We start from the raw sequence: 25196 nt of genomic DNA, 5'->3' as shown, positions 1-25196 counted from the left end.
CGCCGTTCAGGCCGCCAGCTGGTGCTTCTGCAGGATCTTGCCGACCTTCTCCTCGAGCGTCGCCTTGGTGAAAGGCTTGACGATGTAGCCCGAAGCGCCGTTCTGCGCGGCCAGCACGATGTCTTCCTTGCGCGCTTCGGCGGTGATCATCAGCACCGGCAGGTTCTTCGTCGACGGCTCGGCGCGGATGGCGGCCAGCAGCTCGAAGCCGTTCATGTTGGGCATGTTGATGTCGGACACGACGAAGTCGAAGCCACCCCCCTTGATCTTCTGCAGGGCGACGGCGCCGTCCTCGGCCTCGTCGGCGTTGGCGTGGCCCGCTTCCTTGAGCAGGTTGCGCACGATGCGGCGCATGGTGGAGAAATCGTCGACGATCAGGAACTTCAGGTCGGCAGGGGCGGTCATGGACGGGCTCCGGGTACGGCGGGTTGGTTGGAGACGGTTTCGGGGTGGGGGGCGGAAGCCGTGGCGGCCGGTGCCGGCGCGGCGCTTTCGCGGCGGGCCAGCAGGCGTTCCAGGGCCTGCGCTTCGGACACGGGCACTTCGGTGCCCGACTGCCAGCGTTCGCGGCCGAGCTGGCCGAGCACGAGGATGGAGATGCGGCGGTTGAGCGGGCTCATCGGGTCGGCGGCTTCGAAAGGCACGGAAGAACCCAGGCCCAGCACGCGCACCACGCGGTCTTCCGACAGGCCGCCGGCCAGCAGTTCGCGGCGCGAGGCGTTGGCGCGGTCGGACGACAGCTCCCAGTTGGAGTAGCCGCGCTCGCCGCCGGAGTAGGCCGACGCGTCGGTGTGGCCGGACAGCACGACGAGGCCGTCGTACTCGTTCACCAGCTGGCCGATGCCGCGCAGCAGCTCGCGCATGTAGTCCTTCACGCGGGCGCTGCCGGCGTCGAACATGGGCCGGCCCTGGTCGTCCACGATCTGGATGCGCAGGCCGTCGGGCGTGACGTCGGTGCGCAGCTGGCCGCGCAGGCCCGCCAGGCGCGGGTTGCTGGCGATGGCCGCTTCCAGCTTGGCCTGGACTTCCTGCATCTTGCGCATGTCGGCCGCTTCGACTTCGGAACGCAGGGCCTGCAGGTTGTAGGCGTGGCTCTCCGACTTCACCTCGCCGCGCTGCATGTTGCCGTTGGTGCGGGTGAGCGACTGGCCGCCGCCCTTGATGATGCTGGAGCTGTCGCCCGAGCCGCTGCCGCCGGTGAGGGCGACCTTCAGCGGGCTCTGGAAGTACGAGGCGATGCCCTGCAGGTCGCCCTGGGCGGTGGAGCCCAGCAGCCACATGAGCAGGAAGAACGCCATCATGGCCGTCACGAAGTCCGCGTAAGCGATCTTCCACGCGCCGCCGTGGTGGCCGCCGTGGCCGCCCTTCTTGATGCGCTTGACGATGATGGGCTGGAGTTTTCCGGTCGCGGCCATGATGTGTTCCTCAGGCTGCCTTCCTGGCGCCCTTGACGTGGGACTCGAGCTCGGCGAAGCCGGGGCGATCGGTGGAGTACAGCACCTTGCGGCCGAACTCCAGCGCGATGGCAGGGGCGTAGCCCTGCACGCTGGCCAGCAGCGTGGTCTTCACGCACTGCAGTTCCTTGGTGGCTTCGTCCACCTTCTGGTTGGCCAGCGACGCGAGCGGGCTCACGAAGCCGTACGCCATCAGGATGCCCAGGAAGGTGCCCACCAGGGCGCCGGCGATCATCTGGCCCAGCACCGCCGGCGAAGCGCCGACCGAGGCCATCGTCTTCACCACGCCCAGCACCGCGGCCACGATGCCGAAGGCGGGCAGGCCGTCGCCCACCGCCTGGATGGCGTGGGCGGGCACGGCGGCCTCGTGGTGGTGCGTCTCGATCTCGTTGTCCATCAGGTTCTCGAGCTCGTGCGCGTTCAGGTTGCCCGACACCATCATGCGCAGGTAGTCGGTGATGAACTCCATCAGGTGGTGGTCGGCGGAGATCAGCGGGTACTTCCTGAAGATCGCGCTTTCCCCGGGCTTCTCGATGTCGCCTTCGATGGACATCAGGCCGTCCTTGCGCGCCTTGACCAGCACGTCGTAGAGCAGGGCCATCAGCTCCAGGTAGCGGGCCTTGCTGTACTTGCTGCCCTTGAGCAGGGTGGGCAGGTACTTGAGCGTGGCCTTGATGGTCTTGCTGCTGTTGCCCACCAGGAAGGCGCCGAGCGCGGCGCCCCCGATCACGAACAGCTCGTGCGGCGCCGCGTGCACGATGACGCCGAAGCTGCCACCCGCGATCGCATAGCCGCCCAACACGCAGCCGATCACCACCACGTAACCGAGCAGGACGAACATCTTGTTTTCCACTTCACGCCCCCCGCGCGAAGGCGCAGGGACGGCCATGAGGGAGTTAACGGCTCTGGGTGGCCCGGCTTGAGCGCCGCGGCTAGGCAAATCGCCTAAATGCGGACGCCCTTACGCAGAGTGCGCAGAGGGAGCGCAGAGTACGCAGAGAAGAAACACCTTGAATGGATTTCCTCTGCGACCTCTGCGCTCCCTCTGCGCACTCCGCGTAAGGGAGTCCGTATTGGTATCAGTGGATAGCGCCCGCACGCTTGGACTTGCCCGCGCGGGCCGGCGGTTCGCACAGGCCGCAGACGAAGGGCTTGAACCCCGGGCCGTATTCGTGGGTGTGGGTCACGAAGTGGCCGCCGCACTGGGTGCACAGGGTCAGGCACAGCATGTCGCTGTGGACGAACTTCACCAGGCGCCAGGCGCGGGTGATGGACAGCATGGGCTCCACGCCCTGGCTCACCATCTCCTCGCGGTACAGCTCCCACGCCTTGATCAGCAGCTCGGTCGACGGCAGCGCCAGCGACTTGTCCAGGCGCTCGTGGATGTTCATGAACAGCGAGCTGTGGATGTTCGGCTGCCAGGCCAGGAACCAGTCGGTGGAGTAGGGCAGCTGGCCCTTGGAAGGCGACTGGCCGGTGATCTCGCGGTGCAGGCGCACCAGGCGTTCGTGCGACAGGCTGGTCTCGGACTCCAGCACCGCCATGCGCGCGCCCAGCGCGATCAGGCGCATGGCCTGCTGCAGCTGCTGGTTCTCGGCGATCAGGCTCTTGCTCATCGCGCGTGCTCCCGTCAGGCCGCGGCGGCGCCGGCGGCGAAGCTGGAAGCGCGGCTGGCCATCAGCACGCTGGCGTGCAGGCGGCCGGCGGTGGAGTCCTCGGACTGGCGCGGCGCGTGGCGGTCGGTCAGCAGGCCCCAGACCATTTCATCTTCGAAACGCATGGCGCACAGCGTCTGGGTGCGCGAGGCGGCACGGACCAGCTGCTGGGGCGACATGGCGGCGATGAGCTCGGACACTTCCTCGCTGATCCCCAGGCGGAACAGGGCCTGCGCCTTGTCGGCGCGGATCATGTTCTGCGCGAGCATGAGGTACGACAGGTTGAGCTCGCGGATTTCCTGGGTGACTTGTTCGGGGGGCATGTGTCTCTCGTTCGGTGTTCGGTGGATAAGGGGTCGAACCGCGTGTCTGTTCGATGGACGTACTGTGCCTTTGTGTAACTGTCTTCTTGATGAGAAAAAACAGTTGTGTCGGGCCAGCAAATTCCCTAAGGCGGACAAAAGCTCCCCATTGACTTGAGCAAATTCCCTAAGCGCCCGGCGAACCGGCGAGGTTCAAGTCCGGCGGCGGCGCGCCGAAGACGGAAGGCAACGGGGCAGTTCCCCGCCGGGCCCGCGAAGAAGGATTCGCGGCTTTGCAAAACCTGGGGCCGCGGGCCCGCACCTAGAGGACAAACGAAATGGCTTCCGTCATCAACACCAACATCGCTTCCCTGAACGTCCAGCGCAACATGAGCGCTTCGCAGTCGGCGCTGAACACCTCCATCCAGCGCCTGTCCACCGGCCTGCGCGTGAACAGCGCCCGCGACGACGCGGCCGGCCTGGCGATCGCCGAGCGCATGAACGCGCAGGTGCGCGGCCTGAACGTCGCTGCCCGCAACGCCAACGACGGCGTGTCGCTGGCGCAGACGGCCGAAGGCGCGCTGGGCAAGGTCGGCGAGATGGTCCAGCGCATGCGTGAACTGGCCGTGCAGTCGTCCAATGCCACCAACACGCAGACCGACCGCGACGCCCTGCAGCAGGAAGTGAGCGAACTGAAGTCGGAAATCGACCGCGTCGCCGGCAGCACCAACTTCAACGGTACCAAGCTGCTGGACGGCAGCTTCTCGTCGGCCAAGTTCCAGGTCGGCGCGGACGCCGGCGAGAGCATCACGATTTCCAGCATCACCAACGCGTCGCTGGCCGGCATGGGCGTGGTCAACCGCGCCAGCACGCAGAACGCGGCGCAGATCTCCGACCTGACGGCCACCACGGCCGGCGACCTGGTGATCAACGGCACCGACGTCGGCGCGCTGGCTGCCGCGGGCACGACGCAGGAGCGCCAGGCACAGGTGGTCGACGCGATCAACCGGGTGTCCACCACCACCGGCGTGGGCGCGTTCTTCGACGCCCAGAACAACAAGATCGTGCTGACCTCGTCGAGCAACATCACGATCACCGGCACGGCCGCCAACACGGCCAAGGTGGGCTTCGCCGCCGCCGACTCCGCCACCGCCGCCGCCAGCGCCAACATGGCTTCGCTGGACGTCAGCAGCTACGGCGGCGCGCAGCTGGCCATCCAGCAGGCCGACGCGGCGCTCAAGCAGGTCAACAGCGCGCGCGCCAAGCTGGGCGCCATCCAGTCGCGCTTCGAGAACGCGGTGGCCAACATCCAGATCGCTTCGGAGAACACCACCGCCGCCCGCTCGCGGATCATGGACACGGACTTCGCGGCGGAAACGGCCAACATGACCCGCGCGCAGATCCTGCAGCAGGCCGGCACGGCGATGCTGTCGCAGGCCAACCAGCTGCCCCAGCAGGTGCTGAGCCTGCTGCGCTGATCGCGGAAGGTGAATGACGAATGACTCGCGCTTCGCGCGCAATGACGGATGAAGGTCATTCGTCATTGAGCGAAGCGAAGTCATTCGTCATCGCGCGCGATGCGCGCCATCGAATAGGGCGGAATTCCGCCCTTTTCTCGTTCGATCGCGCCGGGGCTGCCCGGCGCAAAGTTCCGGGACCCTCCCAGCGATGGGGGGCCAGTTCCGGAAGCCCGACGCCTGGGCACATCCGGTTGAAACCCGTTTTCGATTGGAGTCCCCATGTCCTCGGTCATCAATACCAACCTGGCGTCGCTGAACACGCAGCGCAACCTCAGCTCGTCGCAGTCGTCGCTGAACACTTCCATCCAGCGCCTGTCCAGCGGCCTGCGCGTCAACAGCGCGAAGGACGACGCGGCCGGCCTGGCGATCGCCGAGCGCATGAACGCGCAGGTGCGCGGCCTGAACGTCGCCGCCCGCAACGCCAACGACGGCGTGTCGCTGGCGCAGACGGCCGAAGGCGCGCTGGGCAAGATCGGCGAGATGGTGCAGCGCGTGCGCGAACTGGCCGTGCAATCGTCCAACGCCACCAACAGCAACACCGACCGTGCCGCCCTGCAGCAGGAAGTGGCTCAGCTGAAGGAGGAAATCGACCGCGTCGCCGGCTCGGCCAACTTCAACGGCACCAAGCTGCTGGACGGCAGCTTCACCTCGGCCAAGTTCCAGGTCGGCGCCGACGCCGGCGACAGCATCACCGTGTCGGCCATCGTCGACGCGCGCCTGGCCGGCATGGGCTCGGTCAACCGCGCCAGCACGCAGAACGGCGTCGCCATCACCGACCTGACGGCCACCACCGCCGGCGACCTCGTGATCAACGGCGTCGACATCGGCGCGCTGCCCGCCGCGGGCACGACGCAGGAGCGCCAGGCGCAGGTGATCGACGCGATCAACCGCATCGGCACCACCACCGGCGTGGGCGCGTTCTACGACAGCACCAACAACCAGATCGTGCTGACCTCGTCGAGCAACATCACGATCACCGGCACGGCCGCCAACACGGCCAAGGTGGGCTTCGCCGCCGCCGACTCCGCCACCGCCGCCGCCAGCCCCAACATGGCTTCGCTGGACGTCAGCAGCTACGGCGGCGCGCAGCTGGCCATCTCGCAGGCCGACGCGGCCCTGACGGCCATCAACGGCGCGCGCGCCAAGCTGGGCGCGGTGCAGAGCCGCTTCGAAAGCGCCGTGGCCAACATCCAGATCGCGTCGGAGAACACCACGGCCGCGCGCTCGCGGATCATGGACACCGACTTCGCCGCGGAAACCGCCAACCTGGCCCGCTCGCAGATCCTGCAGCAGGCCGGCAACGCCATGCTGTCGCAGGCCAACCAGCTGCCGCAGCAGGTGCTGCAGCTCCTGAAGTAACTCCGCTGAAGGACTGAGGCTTGGCTTCGATCAGCAGCACCGGCGTCGGCAGCGGCTTGGACGTCAACACCATCGTCACCCAGCTGATGTCGGTGGAGCAGCGTCCGCTGACGCTGCTGCAGACGACCGCCAGCGGCATCCAGACCAAGCTCTCGGCCTTCGGCACGCTGCAAGGCCAGATCGCCAGCCTGGGCGACGTGGTCACGCGCATTGCCGACCCTTCGGCATGGAACCCGATGCGGGTGGACTTGGGCGACAGCTCGGTGGCCACGGCCACCGCGACGACCGCGGCTTCCGCCGGCGCGCATTCGCTGGAAGTCGAGCAGCTGGCCAAGTCGCAGGTGCTGGCCAGCGGGCCCTTCCTGCCCGCGACCAAGCCCGTGGGCACCGGCAAGCTCACCATCGAACTGGGCACGACCACCAACGGCGTGTTCGCGCCCAGGGATGGCAGCAGCCCGGTACCGATCACCATCGATTCATCCAACCAGACGCTGGCGGGGATCCGCGACGCCATCAACGCGTCCAAGGCCGGCGTGACGGCCAGCATCGTCACCGGCAGCGGGGGCGCGCAGCTGGTCTTGCGCGGCGGCGACGGCGCGGCGGGGTCGATGCGCATCCTGGTCGCGGACGACGACAACGACGACACCAACGCCGCCGGCTTGTCCCAGCTGGCCTACGACCCGGCGGCCGGCGCGGCGGCGGGACGCAACCTCACGCAGACGCAGCAGGCGCAGGACGCCAAGTTCAGCATCGACGGCGTGGCGCTCACCAGCGCCACCAACACGCCTTCGGACGCGCTGCAGGGCGTGACGATCACGCTCAAGGGCGAGACCGGCGGGCCCGTGGCGCTGAACGTGGCGGTGGAAACCACCGCGGTGCGCAAGAACATCAACGATTTCGTCAACGCCTACAACGCGCTGAACACGCTGGTGCGCAACCAGACCCAGGCCGACCCCACCGGCAAGGCCAACGGCGCGCTGCAGGCGGACTCGACGGCGGTGTCGCTGCTCAACCAGATGCGCGCGCTGCTGCAGGGGCAGGTGATCGGCGCGGCCAGCACGTCCAGCAGCCTGTCGGTGGCCGGCATCGCGATCCAGCGCGACGGCTCGCTGCAGGTGACCGATGCCAAGCTGACGCCGCTGCTGTCCGACCCCGCGCAGCTGGCCAAACTGTTCGCGCAGCCGCAGGCGGGCACCGATGCCGGCTCGCGCGGCTTCGCGGTGCGGTTCAAGGCCTGGGCCAAGGCGCTGACCGGCGACGCGGGCGCGTTGCAGTCGCGCCTGGATGGCCTGAAGCGCAGCCAGAGCGACAACCAGAAGCGCCAGGACGCCGAGAACGACCGCCTCGCGCGCAAGGAGGCCGCCCTGCGCGCGCAGTACCAGGCGCTGGACACCCAGATGACCACGCTGAACCAGCGCATGGCGCAGATGAAGTCCGCGCTCGGACTCTCGTAAGCTACGCACCCGCGCCCGTAGAAAAACGGGTTAAAGCAGCCGCCTACTCAAGCGGCGCGCCCCTTCGCCGAAACAGGAGGGCAAGGGAGCCACAAGCATGTTCACGACGACCCTCCAGCCCATAGAGCAGTACCGGCAGGTCGGCACGGCCACCGCCGTGTCGCAGGCCGATCCGCACCGGCTGGTCTCGCTGCTGTTCGACGGCGCCATCGCCGCCGTGCTGCAGGCGCGCCACGCGGTGCTGACCGGCGACATCGCCACCAAGGCCGCCATGGTCAGCAAGGCCATGCGCATCATCGACGAAGGCCTGAAGGCCTCGCTCGAATCGCGCGGCGATCCCGCGCTGGAGGAAAACCTGCGCTCGCTGTACGAGCACATGGTCTCGCGCCTGTTCATCGCCAACCTCCACAATAGCGAAGTGCCGCTGACCGAAGTGGCCCGCCTGCTGGGCGACCTGCGTTCCGCCTGGGCGCAGATCGCCCCGAAACAGGAGGCCGCCCATGCCGACCTTCACGCGTGAGGCCCTGCCGATGAGCGACCTGTCCGACGACGCCAGCGCCCTGATGCGCTGCTACACCGCGCTGGATGCCGCCAGCCGCGAGATGCTGGACGCCGCGCGCGCCGGCGACTGGGACGGCGTGTGCCGCCTCGAAGGCGCCTGCGCCCTGGTGATCGCCCGCCTTGAAGAGCTGGGCCCGCCGCGCTCGATGCCGCCGCACGAGCAGAAGGAGCGCATGCGCATCCTGCGCCGCATCGTGGAGCGCGACGCCGAGATCCGCCGCATCGGCGAGCCCGTGCCCGCGTGGCTGGACCCGGCGCCCGCGCCGGCTTCGATCCTGCTGCACTGATCCGCGTTTGTACGGACGCGCCTTCCCGGGCGCGGCACGGCAGAATGCGCGCTGGCACGAGCGGCCGGGCTGACACGGCCGCCGGACAAAAGGGAAGGATCGGAAGCCGCATGGTGGCTGCGGACACGCGCTGGGCGGGGCGGCCCCAACTGCTGGCATTGGCGCTGGCGGCGGGGTACCTGGCCGTCGGCCTGCTCTGGATCCTGTTTTCCGACCGGGCGGGCGAAGCCTTGTTCAACTCGCCCGCGGCCCTCACCCGTTTCCAGACCTGGAAAGGCAGCGCGTTCGTCGCGCTGTCGGCGCTGTTCGTCTACGCCGCGGCCCTGATCACGGTGAACGGCGGCGCCGAGATGCCGCTGCGGCCCGACTCGGGCCGCGGGTTCCCGGTGGCGGCGCTGCTGTCGATGCTGGTGCTGGCCACCGCGCTGCCGTTGGTGGCGCTGCTCGGGTGGCTGGTGGAGCGCGAAACCGACGACCAGCTGCAGGATTCGGAAAGGCTGGTGCGCACCGTGGCGCGCAACACCGCGTCCGACGCCGCCGGCTTCCTTCGCGCTCGCGCCCGCATCGCATCCATCCTGGCCGACCGCCCCACGGTGCGGCGCCTGCACACATCTTCCTGCGACCCGCTGCTGGACCAGGTGCCGGACCTCGACGGCGTGGTGCAGGAGGCGACCACCTTCCGCCTGGACGGCAGCGTGGTGTGCGGCCGCGCCGCGCGCACGCCGCAGGTGGTGCCGGACTGGCGCGAGCGGCTCGCCCGCCCCGGCACCTACGTCAGCGGCATCGCGCGCGACGCGCTGAACCACGACTGGAACTTTCTGGTCGTGCACGCCGTCGTCGACGACCAGGGGCGCCTGGCCGGCGGCCTGGAGCTGATGCTGGCGAACACGACCCTCACGTTCGCGCTGGACAGCCCGCTGCCCGAAGGCAGCGCCGTGGCGCTGATGGACGCGCGCGGCACGCTCATCGCGCGGCAGCCCGCGATGCGGGGCGACGTCGGCACGCCCGTCGAGGGCGTCGTGCGGCGCGCGTACCGCGCCCGCGTGGAGCAGACCTTCGTGACCAGGGGCATGGACGGCGTGGAGCGTCTCTACGCGTTGCACCCGGTGGAGGAAACGGGCTGGATCGCCGCGGCCGGCGTGCCGCTGGACTTGCTGTACGCGCCGGCGCGCCGGACCTTCGTGCGGTCCATGCTGGTGGGCACGGGCATCCTGCTGCTGTGCGGCCTGATGGTGCTGCGGCTGGCGCGCGCCATCACCTCGCCGGTGCGCGCGCTGCGCCGCGCGGCCGACGCGGTGGCGGCCGGCGACTTCAGCCGGCGCGCGCCCGAGTCCGGCCCCGCCGAACTCGCCGCGCTGGGCGAAGGCTTCAACCGCATGCTGGACCGCCTGCCGCAGCTGCAGCAGGCGCTGCTCGCCAGCGAGCAGCGCCGCACCACCATGGTGGAGAAGCTCTCGCGCAACGTGCCGGACATGGTGTTCGTGTTCGTGCTGCCGCGCGAAGGGCCGCCGCGGCTGCCGTTCGCCAGCGAGGCGATCCGCCGGCTGCTGGAGCTGGAACCCGGGCAGGTGATGCACGACGCCACGCCGGCGCTGGACCGCATCCACTGGCTGGACCGCGAGCGCATCGACAGACTCTGGACCGACTCGGCGCGGCAGCTCTCCGACGTGGAGATGGAGTTCCGCGTGCTGCTGCCGCACGCGGGCCTGCGCCACCTGCTGGCGCGCGCCAACGCCGAGGCGGGCGAGGACGGCGCGATCTGCTGGTACGGCTCGCTCACCGACGTGACCGAGCTGCGCGCCAGCCGGCAGGCGCTGTCGGACCTGAACGACTCGCTGGAGCAGCGCATCGCGGAACGCACCACCGCGCTGGCCGTCGCCAACGAGGCGCTGGAGTCGTTCTCGTACTCGGTGGCGCACGACCTGCGCGCGCCGCTGGGCTCCATCGGCGGCTTCGCGCGCGCGGCGGCCGAGGCGCTGCAGCGCGGCGAACAGGACCGTGCGCGCGGCTACCTGGAACGCGTGGCGGCCAACACCGAGCGCATGGACGTGCTGATCGAGGGCTTCCTCGCCCTGGCCAAGGTGGGCCGCGAGCGCCTGGTGGAATCGCCGGTGGACGTGGGCCGCCTGCTGGAAGAGTCGGTCACCGAGCTGTCGCCGCCACCGGGCGTGCGGCTGTCGCTGGCGGCCATGCCGCGCGTGCTGGCCGACCAGGCGCTGCTGCGCCAGGTGTGGGCCAACCTGCTGTCGAACGCCTTCAAGTACAGCGCGAACGAAGCCGCGCCGCGGGTCGACGTGTCGTTCGACGGCTCCGGCGCCGAACTGGTTTTCAGCGTCTCCGACAACGGCGTGGGCTTCGACCCCGAATACGCCGCGCGCCTGTTCACGCCCTTCAGCCGTCTGCACAAGGCCGAGGAGTTCGAAGGCACCGGCGTCGGCCTGGCCCTGGTGCGCCGCATCGTCGAGCGCCACGGCGGCCGCATCTGGGCCGAGTCGAAGCCGGGCGAGGGCGCGGTGTTCTCGTTCTCGCTGCCGCGCGACCGGCTGATCCCCGAAGGGGCTTAGGCGCCGGCGGCGTCTTCCAGCGCCGACAACGTCCCTTCGATCGCCTCGCGCACGCCCACCGCGAGCGACACGCCGTCCTCACCCGCCTTCGCCGCATGCTCCGCATGCGCCGCGCGGCGCGACAGTTCCCCGGCGCCCAGGGTGCCGGCCATGCCCTTGATCGTGTGGAACAGGGGCGCGACGTCGGTGTCGCCGGGCGCGCGCAGCTGGCCCGACAGCGTGCGCAGCTGCTGGATGAACACCGGCAGCACGTGCGCCAGCAGCTTGGGATCGCCGCCGACACGGCGCAGGGCTTCGGCGCGGTCCCACCAAGGGCCACCGCCCGGCGCCGCCGCGGGCGCGGGCGTCGCCGCGATGGGCGGGTGGGCGGCGGGCGCGGAAGAGGGCGCCGGCTCGGGGTCATCCAGGTCGAAAGCCAGCGGCACGGGTTCGCCGGCCGGCGGCGCGTCGCGCTTGGTGTGCCGGCGCAGCACCGCCACCAGCTCGGCCAGCTCGAACGGCTTGGCCACGTGGTCGTTCATGCCGGCGGCCAGGCAGCGTTCGCGGTCCGACGACATCGCGTTGGCGGTCATCGCGATGATGGGCGTGGTGCGGTCGCCCAGGCGTTCGCGGATCTCCCGCGTGGCGGTGCAGCCGTCCATCACCGGCATCTGCATGTCCATCAGCACGGCGTCGAAGCCGCGGGACGCCGACTGCATCGCGCGCACGCCCTCGGCGCCGTCGGAAGCCAGCACCACCTCGGCGCCTTCGCCGGTGAGCAGCTCGCGCGCGACCTGCTGGTTGACCGGGTTGTCTTCCACCACCAGCAACCGCAGGCCCTGCAGCGGCATGGCCATCGCCAGGGCGGCGGGCAGGGTCTGGCGGGGCAGCGGCACCGTGGCCTCGGCCGAAGCCTCGGGCAGCACCAGGTCGAAATGGAAACGGCTGCCGCAGCCGGGCTGGCTGTCCAGCCGCAGCTCGCCGCCCATCATGGCGATCAGGCGCCGGCAGATGCCCAGGCCCAGGCCGGTGCCGCCGAATTCGCGCGTGGTGGACGAGTTGGCCTGGCTGAAGTCGGCGAACACGCGGTCCATCTCTTCGGGCGCGATGCCGATGCCGGTGTCTTCCACTTCGATGCCCACGCGCACGCCGCCCTGGCCGCGGCCCAGCAGGCGCGCGCGCACGGCCACGAAACCGGCGCGGGTGAACTTCACCGCGTTGCCGCCCAGGTTCACCAGCACCTGGCGCAGGCGCAGGTCGTCGCCCACCAGCACGGCGGGCAAGGCGGGGTCCAGGTCGACGCGCAGGTCCAGGTCCTTGCCGTGGGCGGCGCCCGAGAGGATGGACCTCAGGTCGTGCAGCAGCACGTCGGGGCGGAAGGGCGCGGGGTCCAGCACCATGCGGCCGGCCTCGATCTTGGACAGGTCCAGCACGTCGTTCAGCAGCCGCAGCAGCGAGCGCGCGGCGCTTTCCGCCTTGCGCGCGTAGTCGGCCTGCCGGCCGTCCAGGTCGCTGCCGCGCAGCAGCGTCAGCATGCCGAGGATCGCGTTCATCGGCGTGCGGATCTCGTGGCTCATGTGAGAGAGGAACTGCGTCTTGGCCTCGCTGGCGCGCTGCGCCTGTTCCTGCGCCGCCTTCAGCGCGGTGATGTCCACCGCCATGCTGAACGTGCCGCGCGAGGCGCCCTCGAACCAATCGGGGATCAGTTCCACCAGCAGCACCGCGGACGTGCCGTCGGGGCGGTCGATCTTCCATTCGAAGCGCTGCGCTTCGCCCACCTGCACGCGCTCGATGTGGCGCGAGAACGCTTCCTCGCCGGCGCGGCCCAGGACCTCCTGCACGCTCTTGCCGAGCAGCATCTCCGCCGGGCGGCCCGCGGCGATGGCCATCGCGCGGTTCACGAGCAGGCAGCGGCCGTCGATGCTCCAGTACGACAGCCGCACCGGCACGTTGTCGGTCACCATGCGCAACTGGTGCTCGCTCTCGGCCAGGCGCTGCTCGGCCAGCCGGCGGGCGGTGATGTCGGTGGCGCGCAGCGTGTAGCCGCCCGCGTCGTCGGGCTGCAGCAGCGCTTCCAGGTGGCACGTCTGGCCGTCCTTGCAGCGGTGCACCAGCTCCAGCTGCGACTGCGCCGCGCCGTGGCGCAGCCGGTCGGCGGCCTGCGCCAGCAGCGGCTGGCCCTTGGCCGGCTGCAGCCAGCGGCCGGTGGGGCGGCCCACGCAATCCTCGTCGCTCCAGCCGGTCAGCAGCGTGAAGCCGGGGTTGATCCAGCGCACGCGCAGCCGGTCGTCCAGCCCGATGGCGACGACGTCGGTGCGGTGCATCAGCTCCTGCATGCGCTCCAGGTCGGCCTGTTCGCGGCGCTGCCGCTCGGCGGCGGTTTCGCGCACGCGCGCCAGGCGGCCCGCGCCGGCCGCGGCCAGCACGCTCAGCGCGAAGCAGGCCAGGGCCACCGACCAGGCGGTGCGCCAGCCCGCGGGCAGGGGGCGGCCCCAGACGCGCACGCCGATGTGGCGGCCGCCGAATTCGAACTGCCGCGCGATGGAAAGCGAGCCGGCCGGCGGCCCGGCCTCTTCGCCCGTGCGGTAGATGAGGCCGCCGCCGGGGCCGGCGTCGAAGATTTCGTAGCCGTCCTCGCCGCCTTCGGGGATGGTCAGCTCGTGGGCGATGTCGTCGGCGGCCACGCGCGCGTAGAACAGGCCGTCCAGCGCGCGCAGGCGTTCCTCGGCGGTGCCCTGCGGCAGCCAGGGCCGGAAGGCCGGCACCATCATCAGCCAGCCGCGGCGGTGCTGGGCCTCGCGGCTGAGGGTCAGGGGCGGGCTGATCGCGGTGTCGCCGAGCGCCACCGCGGTCATCGCCGTGCCGCGCCGGGCGGCCTCGCTGCCGATGTCATAGCCGAGCGAGGCGCGGTTGCGCTCCAGCGGCTCGATGAAGCGCACCACGAACAGGTCGTCGGCGTCGCCTTGCGCGTCGATGGCGAAGTCGGGTGCCCCGTCGGCACGCTGGCGTTCCGCGAAAGCCTCGGCTTCGCCGCGCGGCACGCGTTCGATGAAGCCGAGGCCGCGCATGCCCTGCAGGGCCTTTTCGCGGTCCAGTGCGCCGATGTAGGTGCGAAAGCGCCCGCGGTCGAAGCCGCCCAGGGTGACGTGCGCCGCGCGCGCGGCCTTCAGCATGGCCTGCATGCGCAGCATCCGGCGGTGCACGGCGTATTCCATGCGCTCGGCGCGCATCTCCAGCTGCTGGCGCGCGTCGCGCTTCTCGTCGGCGGCGACCCGCAGGTAGGCGAAAAGGGTCAGCGCGAGGCCGATGGCCAGCACTGCCAGCGCGACGCGCAGGGACCCGGCGGGGGTGACGGCCGTGTCGGAATTGATGCGGCGGGACCGCACGGAAACGGCGCGCACGATCAGACCTGCATGTTCATGATGTCGCTGTACGCCGACACGAGGCGGTTGCGCACGTGCAGCGCCGACTGGAAGCCGATCTGCGCCTTCTGCATCGACACCATCGCCTGCTCCAGGCTCACCGAGCCCGGGTCCGACTGGAACTGCTGGGCCAGGGCGGACGCTTCCTGCTGCGTGGCGCTGACGGACTTCAGCGCCTGGTCCAGGGCGCCGGCGAACGAGGCCGGTTCCGCGCCCGCGGCCGGCGCGGGCGTGGCGCCGCCGCGCGCGGCGTTGCGGCGCAGCGCGTCCAGCAGCGGCGTGGGCAGGCCGGAGGAAACGGGAGGCAGGTTCATGGCGGGCTCTCGGTCGGGAGTGCAGGAACTTTAGGGTGCGGCCCTCGCGCGAGGCGCCGGAATAGCGGCCCAAACCTGCTTCATTTCCAAGGTCGCCTTTCCGACGGACGGCCTCAAGATTCGCCGGCTCGCAGCTCAGCCGCCCATGGACACCCGACCCAACCCCGCCGCCGTCACCGCCGCCGTCAAGGTGCCCACCGACCAGGCCTCGCCGCTCCAGCGGCTGGCGGCCATGCCCAACCGCAACAAGATCGGGCTGGCGCTGGGCGTCATGCTGCTGACGGCGCTGCTGGCCTGGGGCCTCTCCGCCGGCCGCCAGACCGATTACCGCGTGCTGTACGCCAGCCTGTCCGACAAGGACGGCGGCTCGGTCATCGCGGCCCTGCAGCAGATGAACGTGGCCTACAAGTACGCCGAGGGCGGCGGCGCCATCCTGGTGCCGGCCGACAAGGTGCACGACGCGCGCCTGAAGCTGGCTTCGCAGGGCCTGCCGCGCGGCGGCGCCGTCGGCTTCGAGCTGATGGAGAACCAGAAGTTCGGCACCACCCAGTTCCAGGAGCGCCTGAACTTCCAGCGCGGGCTGGAAGGCGAACTCGCGCGCTCCATCATGTCGCTGCAGGCCGTGAACCAGGCGCGCGTGCACCTGGCGCTGCCGCAGCAGACCGCCTTCCTGCGCGAGCAGCAGAAGCCTTCCGCTTCCGTGCTGCTCACGCTGCACGGCGGCCGCACGCTGGACCGCGGCCAGGTCGCCGGCATCGTGCACCTCGTGGCTTCCAGCGTGCCCGACATGCAGCCCAGGGCGGTGAGCGTGGTCGACCAGAACGGCACGCTGCTGTCGCAGGCCAGCGAAGGCCCCGGCGCGGGCCTGGACGCGCCGCAGCTGCAGTACGTGCGCCAGGCCGAGCAGTCGCTGCAGCAGCGCATCCTCACCATCCTCGAGCCCATCGTCGGCGCCGGCAACGTGCGCGCGCAGGTGACGGCCGAGATCGATTTCACCCAGAGCGAATCCACCGCCGAGACGTACGCGCCCAACCAGGGCAGCTCGCCGCAGGCCGTGCGCAGCCAGCACCTGTCCGAGGCGCCGGGCGCCGGCGGGGCGGGCGCGGGCGGCGTGCCCGGCGCGCTGTCCAACCAGCCGGCGGCCACGCCGGCATCGCAGGTCAACGGCGCGCCCGGCGCGATCCAGCCGCCTGGCGCCTCCAGCGGCGCGGCCGCGGGCGTCAAGCGCGACGCCGTGACCAACTACGAAGTGGACAAGACCATCAAGGTCACCCGCAACGCGACCGGCAACATCAGGCGCCTGTCGGCGGCCGTGGTGGTGAACCACATGTCGCTGGTTGGCGCCGACGGCAAGGCCGCCGCGCCCGCCGCGCTGCCGGCCGCGCAGATGGAGCAGGTCAACGCGCTGGTGCGCGAGGCGATCGGCTTTTCCAAGGAACGCGGCGACACCGTGCAGGTGGTCAACGCGCCTTTCACTTCCGTCGCGCCGCCGCCCGCCGTGGAACTGCCGCTGTGGCGCCAGCCCGAGATGCAGGACCTGGCGCGCAGCCTGGCGCCCTGGCTGGGCCTGCCGCTGGCCGCGCTGGTGGTGATCCTGGGCTTCATCCGTCCCGCGCTGAAGACCGCCCGCGCGCCCGCCGCGCCGCGCCTGTCGGCCACGGTGCGCGACGCGATCGAGCTGGCGCCCGCCGATGGCGGCGCCAGCGGCGTGACCAAGGTCAGCGTCGAGCCCGACGCCGACGCGCCCGCGCTGCTGCCCACCGCCGAAGCCTCGCGCCAGCAGGCCCGCACCACGCAGCTGGACCACATCCGCCAGCTGGCCAAGGCCGACCCCGCCACCGTGGCGAACGTCGTGCGCAACTGGGCCAGCCAGCCCGCGTAAGGAACCCAGACCATGGCTTTGTCCGCCTCCGAAGAGGAAGGCCTGCAGGCCGGCGCCATCCTGCTGCTCGCGCTGGGCGAGGACTGCGCGTCCGAGGTGTTCAAGCACCTGCAGCCCAAGGAAGTGCAGCGCATCGGCGAGCGCATGGCGCGCCTCACCACGGTGGCCGACGACCAGTTCGACGCCGTGCTTTCGCGCTTCGACAGCACGGTGCAGTCGCAGCGCTCCATCGTCAGCGACACGGGCGCCTACGTCAGCAACGTGCTCAAGCGCGCGCTGGGTGAGGACAAGGCGGGCCTGCTGATCGACCGCATCGTGCAGGGCCGTGACGTCAGCGGCATCGAGAGCCTGAAGTGGATGGACCCGGGCGCGATCGCCGAGCTGATCCGCAACGAGCACCCGCAGATCGTCGCCACCATCCTGGTGCACCTGGACCGCGACCACGCCTCGGGCGTGCTGCAGTCGTTCGAGGAGCGCCTGCGCAACGACGTGATGTACCGCATCGCCACGCTCGACGGCATCCAGCCCAACGCGCTGAAGGAGCTGAACGACGTGCTGTCCAAGGTGCTGGCCGGCGGCGACCGCGTGCGCAAGGCGCCGCTGGGCGGCGCCAAGACGGCGGCCGAGATCATGAACTTCCTGGGCACCACCGCGGAAGGCTCCATCCTGGAATCCATCCGCTCCAACGACGCCGACCTGGCGCAGAAGATCGAGGACCAGATGTTCACCTTCAGCGACCTGCTGAAGCTGGACAACAAGAGCCTGCAGCGCGTGCTGCGCGAGATCAACAGCGAGCAGCTGGTGGTGGCGCTCAAGGGGGCCGAGCCGGAGATGCGCGAGCACGTGTTCTCCAACATGAGCTCGCGCGCCGCCGAGACGCTGCGCGAAGACCTGGAAAGCAAGGGCCCGGTGCGGCTGTCCGACGTGGAGACCGAGCAGAAGGCCATCCTCAAGGTGGTGAAGCGCCTGGCCGACGAAGGCGAAGTGATGCTGGGAGGCGGCGGTGGCGAAGATTTCGTCTGAGCACGACGCCGCGGGCGCACCGGCGGCACCCACCAGCCGCATCATCGCGGCCGAGGCGCTGGCGGGCGTGCGCGCCTTCGATCTCACGGAGCTGGCCGGCGCCAAGCCCGCGCCGGTGAAGCGGCTCACGTCGCGCGACCTGTCGAACGACACGGCCCGCGCCGCCTATTCGCTGGGCCATCGCCGCGGCTACGAGCAGGGCGCCAAGGCGGGCCTGCAGCAAGGCTACGAGCAGGGTTCGCAGGCGCTGGAATCGCACGAGTCGCGCAAGGCGGCGGACGTCGCCGCGCAGATGAAGCGCCTGCTGGAAGGCTTCACGCGCGACCTGTCGACCCTGGAATCGCAACTGGCCAGCGACGTGGTGTCGCTGGCCGTGGACATCGCGCGCGAAGTGATCCGCCGCGAGCTGGCCCTGGACGAACAGGCGCTGCTGCCCGCCGCGCGCGAAGCCTTGCGCGCGCTGGGTGAGGGCGCCTCGGTGCTGGAAGTGCACCTGAACCCGACGGACGCCGAGCGCATCGCGCCGGCACTGCAGGGCGCGCAGCCCGCGCCGCGCGTGGTGCCCGATGCGGACCTGCCGCCCGGCGGCTGCCGCGTCGAGGGCGACACCGGCATCGCCGAAGCCAGCTTCACCGCGCGCTGGCAAGCCGTGATGGCGCGCCTGGGGCGCGACGGGGAGCCGTTCGCATGACCGGCCCCATGGCTTCGCGGCTGTGCCGCCACGTGCAGGCGCACCGCCGCCTGCTGTCGCCCGGCGTGCCGCTGCCCGTGCAGGGCCGGCTGGTGCGCGTGTCGGGCCTGGTGATGGAAGCGACGGGCCTGCGCCTGCCGCTGGGCAGCGTGTGCCGCGTGCACGACGGCGCCGTTTCCACCGAGGCGGAAGTCGTCGGCTTCGCCAAGGGCCGCCTGCACCTGATGCCCACTGGCGACATCAACGGCCTGGCGCCCGGCGCGCGGGTGGAGCCGCTGAGCTATCCCTTCGAAGGCCTGCACTACGGCGGCAACGAACCCGCCAACGCGCTAGCCGCCGAACATGGCCGCCGCCTGCCCATGGGCGATGCGCTGCTGGGCCGCGTGGTCGATCCGGCGGGCAATCCGCTCGACGGCGGCACGCCGCTGTTCGGTGCCCGCGCCGAGCCGCTGGCGCGCGAGCCGATCAACGCGATGGACCGCGATCCCGTGCGCGAGCCGCTGGACGTGGGCGTGCGCGCCATCAATGCGCTGCTCACCGTCGGCCGCGGCCAGCGGCTGGGCCTGTTCGCCGGTTCGGGCGTCGGCAAGTCGGTGCTGATGGGCATGATGGCCCGCTACACGAAAGCCGACGTCACCGTGGTGGGCCTGGTCGGCGAGCGGGGCCGCGAAGTCAAGGAATTCGTCGAGGACATCCTGGGCGAGGAAGGCCGCCGCCGCGCGGTGGTGGTCGCCGCGCCGGCCGACCTGCCGCCGCTGATGCGCATGCAGGGCGCCGCCTATGCGACGGCACTGGCCGAGCACTACCGCGACCGCGGGCTGCACGTGCTGCTGCTGATGGATTCGCTCACGCGTTACGCGATGGCGCACCGCGAGATGGCGCTGGCCCTCGGCGAGCCGCCGGCGACCAAGGGTTACCCGCCTTCGGTGTTCGCGCGCCTGCCGCAGCTGGTGGAGCGCACCGGCAACGGCCTGAACGGCGTGGGCTCCATCACCTCGTTCTACACCGTGCTGACGGAAGGCGACGACCAGCAGGACCCGGTGGCCGACAACGCGCGCGCCATCCTGGACGGCCACATCGTGCTGTCGCGGGCGATCGCGGAGCAGGGGCACTACCCGGCCATCGACATCGAGCAATCCATCTCGCGCGTGATGCACAACGTGACCAGCGCCGAGCAATTGAAGCTGGCGCGCGGCCTGAAAGCGCTGTATTCCCGCTGGCAGCGCAACCGCGACCTGCTGGCCGTGGGCGCGTACGTGCCCGGCGCGGATGCGCAGACCGACCTGGCGATCCGGCTGCAACCGCAGCTGGCCGCCTTCCTGCAGCAGGACATGCGCGAAGGCGCGGCGCTGGCCGCCAGCGTGCAGCAGCTGCAGGCGGTGATGGCGCAGGCAGGCATGTGATGGAACACGTGCTGCCCATGCTCACCCAGCAGGCCACGGCCGCGCGCGACCGCGAGGCCGCCCGGCTGCAGCAGGCCCGCCAGTCGCATGCGCAGGCACAGGCCACGCTGCAGCGGCTGGAAGCTTTCCGCCAGGAATGCCTGGCCCGTTCGCCCGCCGCCACCGGCGGCCGGGGCGACGGCGCCACGCTCGCCGCGTACCAGCAGTTCGTGGCGCGGCTGGACGAAGCCATCGCGATGCAACGCCAGGAAACCGGCTTGCGTGCAAATCAGGCGGATGCGCAGCAGCAGCGCCTGGCGCAGGCGCAGCAGCGGCTGCTGGCTTTCCAGGCGCTGGCCAACCGGCAGGCCGTGCGCGCGGCCCAACGGGAAACGAAGCGCGAGCAGCGCATGGCCGATGAATTCGCGGCGCGTGCCACGGCGCGCGCGCAGGAACCTTTCGCATGACGACAGTGACGACACCCGCTCCCGCCGCCGCGCAGGCCAAGCCTGCCGCCGGCCACCACGCCGCCGCCGGCAAGTCCGCGCCGAGCGCGCCGGCTTCGCCGGCCGATGCCTTCGCCGAACTGCTGGCCGCGATGGCCGACGACGCGGGGGCGGACACCGGCGCCGGGTTGAGCGCGGATGCCGGTGACGCCGCCACGCAGGGCGATGCGGCCACGACGAAGCTCGGCGCCGACGCAGCGGCTATGGCCGCGGCTGCACCGCTGCCCACCGCGCCAACTTCACCGAATGCGTGGATCGCCGCGATGCTGCCGGCGACGGTGGCCAAGGCGGATGCGCGCGTCGCCACAGCCGCGTCGCAGGATGGCGGCAAGGCGGAAGCCGTGGGCGCCGGGCCCACCGCGTCGCGCGGTCCGCGCGACCTGGCCCAAGCCTTCAAGGCGGACGACAAGCCGGGTGCGCAGCCCGCTGCCGGCGCGCCGGCAGCGCCCCATCCGCATGCCTCGCTTCTGGCCGCCGCCGCTTCCGAGAAGGCCGGCGAGCAGCCGCGCGAAGACACCTCCGCGATCGCCAACCTCACGGCCACCCCGGCGCTGCCGCATGCGCATGCCGCGGAGGCCGCCAACACCGTGCGCCTGCCGGCCGATTCGCCAGTCAAGGCCGAAGTTCACCAGGCCGCCTTGCCCTCGCATCCGCTCGACGCCGCTTTCGCGGGCGACATCGCGGCGGAAGTGAAGCTGATGGCCGACGGCGGCCTGAAGCAGGCCGAACTGCGCCTGAACCCGGCGGAGCTGGGGCCGGTGCACATCAAGCTGGAACTGCAGGCCACCACCGCCGACGTGCAGTTCACGGCTGCCCATGCGACGACGCGTGAAGGCCTGTCGCAAGCCTTGCCGCAACTGCGCGAACTGCTGGCGGGCCAGGGCCTGCAACTGGGCCATGCCGGCGTGGGCGCCGGCACGGGGCAGGGGAGTGATTCGTCCGCGTGGCAGGCGCAGCGGGAGGCCGCGCGGGCCGTGCAACGCAACGCAGGCGCGGGCGGCGCGGACGAATCCACGGCTGCGCCGGCGATCGTGACGCGCCGCCTACAGGCGGGGCGCGGATTGCTGGATTTGTACGCGTAGCCGTCGTTTCCGCCTCTCCCGGCGTCATCCCCGCGGAGGCGGGGATCCATGGCTTCCATCCCCGCGTCCCGAATGCGGGAGCCATGGATTCCCGCCTCCGCGGGAATGACGCCGGGGTGGGCGAATAAAGGGGCCGAGTCCGCCTTTATCGCCGCTTAAGTTTTCGCCCGGCTCCACAGAATCCTCCCATTCCCAGGAGCGATTCCCCATGTCCGAAGCCGCCGCCGAGCCGAAGAAGAAATCCGGCAAGAAAATGATCGTCATCGCCATCGTGGCCCTGCTGGCCGCGGGCGGCGGGGGCGGCGGCGCGTGGTTCTTCCTCGGCCACAAGGCCGAAGCCGGCGAGGAGCATGCCGAGAAGCCCAAGAAGGCGTCCAAGCCGCTCTTCACGACCCTGGAGCCGTTCACGGTCAACCTGCAGGACCCGCGCGGCGAGCGCTTCGCGCAGATCGGCATCACGCTGCAGTTCGAGGACCCCAAGCTCGAGGCCGAGCTGAAGGACCGCCTGCCGGCCGTCCGCAACGAGATACTGCTGCTGATCTCGTCCAAGCAGATCGAGGAGCTGCTCTCCACCGAAGGCAAGCAGAAGCTGGCCGAGGAGATCCGCTTGCGCTCGGCGCGTGCCATCGGCATCGACGTGGCCGAAGTTGCCGCCCATGGCAGCGACGACGAGGACGAAGACGAGGACGACGCCAAGGCGAAGGCCAAGGCGAAGAAGAAGGGCAAGCACAAGGCGCCGGAGAGGGTCGAGAACCCGATCCAGGGCGTGCTGTTTTCCCAGTTCATCGTGCAGTAAGGGCAGCGCCATGTCGCAACACGCGCTGTCGCAGGAAGAGGTCGACGCGCTCCTGGCCGGTGTCAACGGCGAGGAAGCGTCCGACGCGGGCGAAGGCGAGGCGGATGCCGGCGGTGTCCGCGTCTACGACCTTTCGAGCCAGGAGCGCATCGTCCGCGGGCGCATGCCCACGCTGGAGATCGTGAACGAGCGCTTCGCGCGCAACTTCCGCGTCGGCGTCTTCAACTTCATGCGCCGCAACCCCGACATCTCGGTGGGGCCGGTGAAGGTGCAGAAGTTCGGCGCCTTCCTGCGCAACGTGGTGGTGCCCACCAACATCAACATCATGCAGGTGCGGCCGTTGCGCGGCTCGGGCCTCCTGATCTGCGACCCGACGCTGGTGTTCGCGGTGATCGACAACCTGTTCGGCGGCGCCGGCCACGCGCCCGCGCGCATCGAGGGCCGCGAGTTCTCGGCCACCGAGCAGCGCATCATCCTTCGCCTGGTGGAAGTCATCGCGGCCGAGTACGCCAAGAGCTGGGCCGCCATCTACCCGATCGAGCTGGAATACGCGCGCTCGGAGATGCACACGCAGTTCGCGAACATCGCCACGCCTTCCGAGATCGTGGTCACCACCACTTTCCACGTGGAGTTCGGCGACACCGGCGGCGCGCTGCACATGTGCATCCCGTATTCGACGTTCGAGCCGATCCGCGAGATCCTGTACTCCAACCTGCAGGGCGACCAGGGCGGCCCCGACCGCCGCTGGGTGTCGCTGATGACGCAGCAGATCAAGTCGGCCACCGTGGAACTGGCGGCCGAACTCGCCTACAGCCAGGCCACCGTCGGCGAGCTGATGGCGCTGAAGGTCGGCGACTTCATCGAGCTGGACCGCTCGCCGACGCTCACCGCCAAGGTGGACGGCGTACCGGTCTTCGAGTGCGACTACGGAACCATGGGCCCGCATTACGGCCTGCGCATCCGCGAATTCCTGACCCAGCCCCAGCCGCTGCCGGCCGGCACCGCGCCGCCCCGGCCCTGACCCCGAACACCACGAGCACCGCCATGCCCGAAACCACCACCGCCACCGCCCCGACGCAAGACGCCATGGCCGACGACTGGGCCGCCGCACTGGCCGAAGCCGAAGCGGCCTCCGTGCCCGCGACCACCAACAGTTCCGCCGCCGTGTTCCCGCGCCTGGGCGACGGCGCCGCCGGCGCGCAGCGCGACGACATCGACCTGGTGCTGGACATCCCCGTGCAGCTGACGGTGGAACTGGGCCGCACCCGCATCCCGATCAAGCACATCCTGCAGCTGGCGCAAGGCTCGGTCATCGAGCTGGAGGCGCTGGCCGGCGAGCCGATGGACGTGCTGGTCAACGGCTTCCTCATCGCCCAGGGCGAGGTGGTGGTCGTCAACGACAAGTTCGGCATCCGCCTGACGGACATCGTCACGCCGTCCGAGCGCATGCGCCGCCTCTCGCGCTGAAGGACGGCGCCGATGATGTCGACCGCCTGGTCCCTGTTGATGCTGCTGCTGGTGCTGGCGGCCATCCCGCTGGCGCTGTGGGCGCTCAAGCGCCTGCAGGACGTGCAGCCGCGCGGCGCCGGCCCGCGCCCTCTCTCCATCGCCGCGCAGCTGCCCCTGGGCGCGCGCGAGCGCGTGGTGCTGCTGCGCGTGCAGGACAAGCTGCTGGTGGTGGGCGTGACCGCGCAACAGGTCACGCTGCTGGGCGAGGGCGACCCCTCGTCGCTGCCGGCCGCGCCCGCCGCGCCGGATTTCGGCTCGCTGCTGCGCGGATTGAAGGGGCGGCCGTGATTCACCGGGAAGAATTGGGACTCCCTTGCGCAGAGGTCGCGGAGCGAGCGCAGAGGTCGCAGAGGACATCCTTTGTTGTCTTTCTCTGCGACCTCTGCGCTCGCTCCGCGATCTCTGCGTACGGGAGTTCTCGACTGCTCCTGACCCTGGCGCTGGCGCTTTTCGGCGCCACGGCGGCCTTCGCGCAGACGACCCCCTTCGGCTTCACCGCCCAGACCTCGGGCAACACCACGACCTACTCGGTGCCGGTGCAGACGCTGCTGATGTTCGGCGCGCTGTCGTTCCTGCCGGCGGTGCTGCTGCTGATGACCAGCTTCACGCGGCTGATCATCGTGCTGGGCCTGCTGCGCCAGGCGCTGGGCCTGCAGTCGTCGCCGCCCAACCAGGTACTGGTGGGCCTGTCGCTGTTCCTCACCTTCTTCATCATGGGCCCGACCCTGGAGAAGGTCTACAACGACGCGTACAAGCCGTTCAGCGAACAGAAGATGACCTTCGAGCAGGCGGTGGAAAAAGGCAGCGACCCGCTGCGCGCCTTCATGTTGAAGCAGACGCGCGAAGGGGACCTGGCGCTGTTCAACCGCATCGCCAAGGCGCCGGCCGTCAAGGCGGAAGAGACGCCGATGCGCATCCTGGTGCCCGCTTTCGTCACCAGCGAACTGAAGACCGCCTTCCAGATCGGCTTCATGGTGTTCGTGCCCTTCATCGTCATCGACCTGGTCGTGGCGAGCGTGCTGATGTCGATGGGCATGATGATGCTGTCGCCCGTGCTGATCGCGCTGCCTTTCAAGCTGATGCTGTTCGTGCTGGCCGACGGCTGGAACCTGCTGATCGGTTCGCTGGTCGCCAGCTTCGGGGGCACGTCGTGACGCCCGAGGCCGTCCTCACGCTGGGCCGCGAGGCCATGCAGATGCTGGTGACCGTGTGCGCGCCGGTGCTGCTGGCCGCGCTGGCGGTGGGCCTGCTGGTCAGCCTGCTGCAGGCCGTGACCCAGGTCAACGAAGCCACGCTGTCGTTCCTGCCCAAGCTGCTGGCCGTGCTGGCCACGCTGGCCATCGCGGGGCCGTGGATGGCGTCGATGCTGGTGGACTGGATCCGCCAGGTGCTCAGTTCCATCCCGGCCGCGGTCGGCTGATGCAAGACAACGCGTTCCGCGTGGATCCCGGCTT

25 protein-coding genes are annotated in these 25196 nt (G+C 70.5%); 18 read left to right on the top strand and 7 right to left on the bottom strand.

The features are described 5' to 3' along the window. Positions 1-6: 6 nt before the first annotated feature. From cheY to flhD, 5 genes are all read right to left on the bottom strand, one after another. Positions 7-405 (bottom strand): chemotaxis response regulator CheY, encoded by a 399-nt coding sequence (cheY, locus tag EZ216_RS04160; protein ID WP_135248295.1) that lies wholly within the window; start codon positions 403-405, stop codon positions 7-9. Beyond that, positions 402-1415, bottom strand: coding sequence for a flagellar motor protein MotB (motB, locus tag EZ216_RS04155; RefSeq protein ID WP_135248294.1), 1014 nt, complete (start codon positions 1413-1415; stop codon positions 402-404). The genes cheY and motB overlap by 4 nt, the downstream gene beginning before the upstream one ends. A 10-nt stretch (positions 1416-1425) precedes the next feature. Next, positions 1426-2295: a flagellar motor stator protein MotA gene (gene motA, locus EZ216_RS04150; RefSeq protein ID WP_135248293.1), complete on the bottom strand. Its 870-nt coding sequence runs from the start codon at positions 2293-2295 to the stop codon at positions 1426-1428. Positions 2296-2533: 238 nt separating this feature from the next. Continuing rightward, positions 2534-3070 (bottom strand): flagellar transcriptional regulator FlhC, encoded by a 537-nt coding sequence (gene flhC / locus EZ216_RS04145; RefSeq protein ID WP_205959615.1) that lies wholly within the window; start codon positions 3068-3070, stop codon positions 2534-2536. 14 nt (positions 3071-3084) lie between these two features. Further along, positions 3085-3432: a flagellar transcriptional regulator FlhD gene (flhD, locus tag EZ216_RS04140; RefSeq protein ID WP_135248291.1), complete on the bottom strand. Its 348-nt coding sequence runs from the start codon at positions 3430-3432 to the stop codon at positions 3085-3087. A gap of 317 nt (positions 3433-3749) precedes the next feature. Here flhD and EZ216_RS04135 point away from each other — a divergent pair, with 317 nt between their 5' ends. The 6 genes from EZ216_RS04135 (at position 3750) to EZ216_RS04110 (ending at position 11156) form a co-directional block, all read left to right on the top strand. Further along, positions 3750-4889, top strand: coding sequence for a flagellin N-terminal helical domain-containing protein (locus EZ216_RS04135; RefSeq protein WP_135248290.1), 1140 nt, complete (start codon positions 3750-3752; stop codon positions 4887-4889). Positions 4890-5150: 261 nt separating this feature from the next. Beyond that, positions 5151-6290, top strand: coding sequence for a flagellin N-terminal helical domain-containing protein (locus EZ216_RS04130; RefSeq protein ID WP_135248289.1), 1140 nt, complete (start codon positions 5151-5153; stop codon positions 6288-6290). Positions 6291-6310: 20 nt separating this feature from the next. Beyond that, entirely contained in the window at positions 6311-7744 is a 1434-nt protein-coding gene (gene fliD / locus EZ216_RS04125; protein ID WP_135248288.1) for a flagellar filament capping protein FliD, read from the top strand. Positions 7745-7841: 97 nt separating this feature from the next. Further along, on the top strand, positions 7842-8264 hold the full coding sequence (fliS, locus tag EZ216_RS04120; protein ID WP_135248287.1) for a flagellar export chaperone FliS: 423 nt from the start codon (positions 7842-7844) through the stop codon (positions 8262-8264). Then, a complete protein-coding gene (locus EZ216_RS04115) occupies positions 8245-8592 on the top strand; it encodes a flagellar protein FliT (RefSeq protein ID WP_135248286.1) in 348 nt (115 codons plus the stop codon). Before fliS ends, EZ216_RS04115 begins: the two co-directional genes overlap by 20 nt. A gap of 110 nt (positions 8593-8702) precedes the next feature. Further along, positions 8703-11156, top strand: a complete 2454-nt coding sequence (locus EZ216_RS04110; RefSeq protein WP_135248285.1) for a sensor histidine kinase — start codon at positions 8703-8705, stop codon at positions 11154-11156. On the opposite strand, the gene EZ216_RS04105 is transcribed toward EZ216_RS04110, so the two are convergent. After that, positions 11153-14536 (bottom strand): CHASE domain-containing protein, encoded by a 3384-nt coding sequence (locus tag EZ216_RS04105; RefSeq protein ID WP_135248284.1) that lies wholly within the window; start codon positions 14534-14536, stop codon positions 11153-11155. The two genes, EZ216_RS04110 and EZ216_RS04105, sit on opposite strands and share 4 nt — an antisense overlap. A 2-nt stretch (positions 14537-14538) precedes the next feature. Then, entirely contained in the window at positions 14539-14871 is a 333-nt protein-coding gene (gene fliE / locus EZ216_RS04100) for a flagellar hook-basal body complex protein FliE (RefSeq protein ID WP_135248283.1), read from the bottom strand. A gap of 145 nt (positions 14872-15016) precedes the next feature. Here fliE and fliF point away from each other — a divergent pair, with 145 nt between their 5' ends. The 12 genes from fliF (at position 15017) to fliQ (ending at position 25162) form a co-directional block, all read left to right on the top strand. Then, positions 15017-16753, top strand: a complete 1737-nt coding sequence (fliF, locus tag EZ216_RS04095; protein WP_135248282.1) for a flagellar basal-body MS-ring/collar protein FliF — start codon at positions 15017-15019, stop codon at positions 16751-16753. 12 nt (positions 16754-16765) lie between these two features. Next, on the top strand, positions 16766-17776 hold the full coding sequence (fliG, locus tag EZ216_RS04090) for a flagellar motor switch protein FliG (protein ID WP_135248281.1): 1011 nt from the start codon (positions 16766-16768) through the stop codon (positions 17774-17776). Then, positions 17757-18467 carry a FliH/SctL family protein gene (locus EZ216_RS04085; protein ID WP_135248280.1) on the top strand — a complete coding sequence of 237 codons (711 nt, stop codon included), beginning with the start codon at positions 17757-17759 and terminating at the stop codon, positions 18465-18467. Before fliG ends, EZ216_RS04085 begins: the two co-directional genes overlap by 20 nt. Continuing rightward, positions 18464-19870 carry a flagellar protein export ATPase FliI gene (gene fliI, locus EZ216_RS04080; RefSeq protein ID WP_135248279.1) on the top strand — a complete coding sequence of 469 codons (1407 nt, stop codon included), beginning with the start codon at positions 18464-18466 and terminating at the stop codon, positions 19868-19870. Before EZ216_RS04085 ends, fliI begins: the two co-directional genes overlap by 4 nt. Then, positions 19870-20316, top strand: coding sequence for a flagellar export protein FliJ (fliJ, locus tag EZ216_RS04075; protein ID WP_135248278.1), 447 nt, complete (start codon positions 19870-19872; stop codon positions 20314-20316). The genes fliI and fliJ overlap by 1 nt, the downstream gene beginning before the upstream one ends. Then, positions 20313-21437, top strand: coding sequence for a flagellar hook-length control protein FliK (locus tag EZ216_RS04070; RefSeq protein WP_135248277.1), 1125 nt, complete (start codon positions 20313-20315; stop codon positions 21435-21437). Before fliJ ends, EZ216_RS04070 begins: the two co-directional genes overlap by 4 nt. Positions 21438-21645: 208 nt before the next feature. After that, positions 21646-22233: a flagellar basal body-associated FliL family protein gene (locus tag EZ216_RS04065; protein WP_135248276.1), complete on the top strand. Its 588-nt coding sequence runs from the start codon at positions 21646-21648 to the stop codon at positions 22231-22233. 10 nt (positions 22234-22243) lie between these two features. Next, the gene (gene fliM / locus EZ216_RS04060) at positions 22244-23254 is read left to right on the top strand and encodes a flagellar motor switch protein FliM (RefSeq protein ID WP_135248275.1); all 1011 of its coding nucleotides are present in this window, start codon (positions 22244-22246) and stop codon (positions 23252-23254) included. A gap of 23 nt (positions 23255-23277) precedes the next feature. Then, positions 23278-23700, top strand: a complete 423-nt coding sequence (gene fliN, locus EZ216_RS04055; protein WP_135248274.1) for a flagellar motor switch protein FliN — start codon at positions 23278-23280, stop codon at positions 23698-23700. A 12-nt stretch (positions 23701-23712) separates the two neighbouring features. After that, entirely contained in the window at positions 23713-24030 is a 318-nt protein-coding gene (fliO, locus tag EZ216_RS04050; protein WP_135248273.1) for a flagellar biosynthetic protein FliO, read from the top strand. 110 nt (positions 24031-24140) lie between these two features. Then, positions 24141-24896, top strand: a complete 756-nt coding sequence (gene fliP / locus EZ216_RS04045; protein ID WP_439126718.1) for a flagellar type III secretion system pore protein FliP — start codon at positions 24141-24143, stop codon at positions 24894-24896. Beyond that, positions 24893-25162, top strand: a complete 270-nt coding sequence (gene fliQ, locus EZ216_RS04040; RefSeq protein ID WP_135248272.1) for a flagellar biosynthesis protein FliQ — start codon at positions 24893-24895, stop codon at positions 25160-25162. The genes fliP and fliQ overlap by 4 nt, the downstream gene beginning before the upstream one ends. The last annotated feature ends 34 nt before the right edge of the window (positions 25163-25196 follow it).

Source organism: Ramlibacter humi (assembly GCF_004681975.1).
Classification (GTDB): domain Bacteria; phylum Pseudomonadota; class Gammaproteobacteria; order Burkholderiales; family Burkholderiaceae_C; genus Ramlibacter; species Ramlibacter humi.
The sequence above is the reverse complement of the archived record's forward strand: the minus strand, read 5'-3'. Positions and strand labels throughout refer to the sequence as shown.

Excerpts from the sequence above, each read along its gene's own strand:
- fliS (WP_135248287.1), top strand. The coding sequence starts at position 7,842 with ATGTTCACGACGACCCTCCAGCCCATAGAGCAGTACCGGCAGGTCGGC.
- fliE (WP_135248283.1), bottom strand. The coding sequence starts at position 14,871 with ATGAACCTGCCTCCCGTTTCCTCCGGCCTGCCCACGCCGCTGCTGGAC.
- EZ216_RS04070 (WP_135248277.1), top strand. The coding sequence starts at position 20,313 with ATGACGACAGTGACGACACCCGCTCCCGCCGCCGCGCAGGCCAAGCCT.
- fliN (WP_135248274.1), top strand. The coding sequence starts at position 23,278 with ATGCCCGAAACCACCACCGCCACCGCCCCGACGCAAGACGCCATGGCC.
- fliI (WP_135248279.1), top strand. The coding sequence starts at position 18,464 with ATGACCGGCCCCATGGCTTCGCGGCTGTGCCGCCACGTGCAGGCGCAC.
- EZ216_RS04115 (WP_135248286.1), top strand. The coding sequence starts at position 8,245 with ATGCCGACCTTCACGCGTGAGGCCCTGCCGATGAGCGACCTGTCCGAC.
- EZ216_RS04110 (WP_135248285.1), top strand. The coding sequence starts at position 8,703 with ATGGTGGCTGCGGACACGCGCTGGGCGGGGCGGCCCCAACTGCTGGCA.
- fliJ (WP_135248278.1), top strand. The coding sequence starts at position 19,870 with ATGGAACACGTGCTGCCCATGCTCACCCAGCAGGCCACGGCCGCGCGC.
- EZ216_RS04130 (WP_135248289.1), top strand. The coding sequence starts at position 5,151 with ATGTCCTCGGTCATCAATACCAACCTGGCGTCGCTGAACACGCAGCGC.
- fliO (WP_135248273.1), top strand. The coding sequence starts at position 23,713 with ATGATGTCGACCGCCTGGTCCCTGTTGATGCTGCTGCTGGTGCTGGCG.
- cheY (WP_135248295.1), bottom strand. The coding sequence starts at position 405 with ATGACCGCCCCTGCCGACCTGAAGTTCCTGATCGTCGACGATTTCTCC.
- EZ216_RS04135 (WP_135248290.1), top strand. The coding sequence starts at position 3,750 with ATGGCTTCCGTCATCAACACCAACATCGCTTCCCTGAACGTCCAGCGC.
- fliF (WP_135248282.1), top strand. The coding sequence starts at position 15,017 with ATGGACACCCGACCCAACCCCGCCGCCGTCACCGCCGCCGTCAAGGTG.
- flhC (WP_205959615.1), bottom strand. The coding sequence starts at position 3,070 with ATGAGCAAGAGCCTGATCGCCGAGAACCAGCAGCTGCAGCAGGCCATG.
- fliM (WP_135248275.1), top strand. The coding sequence starts at position 22,244 with ATGTCGCAACACGCGCTGTCGCAGGAAGAGGTCGACGCGCTCCTGGCC.
- motB (WP_135248294.1), bottom strand. The coding sequence starts at position 1,415 with ATGGCCGCGACCGGAAAACTCCAGCCCATCATCGTCAAGCGCATCAAG.
- motA (WP_135248293.1), bottom strand. The coding sequence starts at position 2,295 with ATGTTCGTCCTGCTCGGTTACGTGGTGGTGATCGGCTGCGTGTTGGGC.
- fliG (WP_135248281.1), top strand. The coding sequence starts at position 16,766 with ATGGCTTTGTCCGCCTCCGAAGAGGAAGGCCTGCAGGCCGGCGCCATC.
- flhD (WP_135248291.1), bottom strand. The coding sequence starts at position 3,432 with ATGCCCCCCGAACAAGTCACCCAGGAAATCCGCGAGCTCAACCTGTCG.
- EZ216_RS04065 (WP_135248276.1), top strand. The coding sequence starts at position 21,646 with ATGTCCGAAGCCGCCGCCGAGCCGAAGAAGAAATCCGGCAAGAAAATG.